Raw genomic sequence first — 1,847 nt, forward strand, 5'->3', positions numbered from 1 at the left:
ATAGGATCTCGGAATAAACCGGGCGATTGAGGCTCAATTTGGGGTGCTTGAGTTAAAATTATCGATGTAAACGTGTTTTTGAAAGCAATTTTCAAAAATGCGTATGCTAAAGAACCCGAACTGGGCATGTTTTAAAAAAATATGGAAAGGTATATGGTTACGCCGCCGGTGCCGACTTCAGCCATTGTTGAATCGTTGTGAGTTGGTTCTGTTTCTTCGCTTCTTGCAGCCACGCATCAGCATGTTGGCACATGGCGATCAAATATACGCGGATGTTCCAATGGCGGGAACTGCGACCGCGAGAAGCTTCTAAGTTGTAGTCAACCTTTTGTCTTTTGATGCACCGTTCTACACCCGTACGCGAGGCGTAACGCGTTCTCCATTCCTTGCTGTCACGGCGGATGCGAGGAAACAAGCGGGGATTGTCCGCTGTAGATGTGTAGAATGTTCTGCCGTAGTCAGATGGTGAACATGGATGAGGGCATTCCCACTTGCCAACTTTGGCAGGGCAACGCCACTTCACACGCTGGCGACCAGGACACTTGCCCCAGCAGACCATTTTGCGCCCTATGGGGCAAATGGGAACGCCATCTGAATCGATTTCCATGTTGTTGTATACCAGATGCCCCGAGCGCCTGTTGTTCAGGTCGATGATGGCTGAAACATTATCACGCTCGAGCATGGTATAGATGGGAAGAGCGTCGTGGGCAGAATCCAGAATCGCTTCTCCCAAATTCCACTGCGGGTACCAGTGGCGCAGCTCCTGGTATCCGCAAATCCACGAAACCGAGTCGTGCTGGCTTGCTTTAAATAATCGTGGATAGACCGGCAGGTCGTAAGGGCTGTCGGCAGCCGTGAACATGTACAGCGTACGACCGTAGTAATACTTTTCGCGGTAACTGTCCCAACCCCATGTAGCATCGGGATCGGAAAATTGACGTTTGCAAGTACACTTCCAATTGCCGGATTTCCGGCAATCACAGAGGAACTTGCCGAAAGAACGCGCGCCGGTTTCGACCGGTGATCCATCACCGATGACACGAAAGGAATTTGTATCACCCAGCAAGCCCTTTTCCGCAGAGGGAAAGACAAACAGGGTTTGGAACAAGTGTTGCAACGTATCGTGTTCCTTGGGGCTGTAATGAATCTGATCTTGTCTTAGCACACGAGCAACGAGTTTATCCGTGATCTTGGGGTTTTTGGGTTCAAGCTTTTGGTTCTTCTTCCCTTTCTTACGCGGTTTACGCAATTTGCGTTTAATGCGCCCCGTTTTGTGGGGCGTGGATGCACGCCATAAACGGCGAAAAAAATCGTAAAATGTCCCAACACCCGGCGTGTCGAGTGGTGAAAATCCGCTTAGGATAGCATAGATCGGGAACGTACGAAGAGAGCGAACCCAGTTATCGACATTCATGCCAAGCTTGGTCATAAGCAGCGTGCTTCGCAGCATATCCGCTGGATCACGAGGCGAACGTCCCTTGGTCTTCAAGGAATAAGCAGATTGCATGATTGAAGCCGTTTTAGACAGATCAATGGGCGTAATCCAAAAGATTAGATCACTGTAGAACTGCTGCAGAAATGCGTTTTGTTCCGGAGTCGAATACTCCGATTGCAGTTGATCGATGACAAATTGAAGATAGTCTTGATGAGAACGTGGGGAAAATTTCATGAAAATCACCCAATTCATTAGAGATAGGCAATAAAAAAAGCCTTCTCGGCGATTATTGGGGTGATTTTGAAAAGTCAAGAGGAATGTTTGTTCGCACCCCATGTTTGGGGGTGAAACAATAGAAGACCCTAGCTAGGAAGCTAGAGTCTGCAACGGAATGTGAATTCCGAGAAGCTTA

General features: G+C 48.5%; 1 protein-coding gene. It reads right to left on the reverse strand.

Translation table 11 applies throughout. From position 1 onward, the window contains the following. Nucleotides 1-157: 157 nt before the first annotated feature. Nucleotides 158-1,687 (reverse strand): DDE transposase, encoded by a 1,530-nt coding sequence (locus FS806_RS25140; protein ID WP_260982258.1) that lies wholly within the window; start codon nt 1,685-1,687, stop codon nt 158-160. Nucleotides 1,688-1,847 lie beyond the last annotated feature (160 nt).

This window comes from Paenibacillus sp. 32O-W, from assembly GCF_007679495.1.
Classification (GTDB): domain Bacteria; phylum Bacillota; class Bacilli; order Paenibacillales; family NBRC-103111; genus Paenibacillus_L; species Paenibacillus_L residui.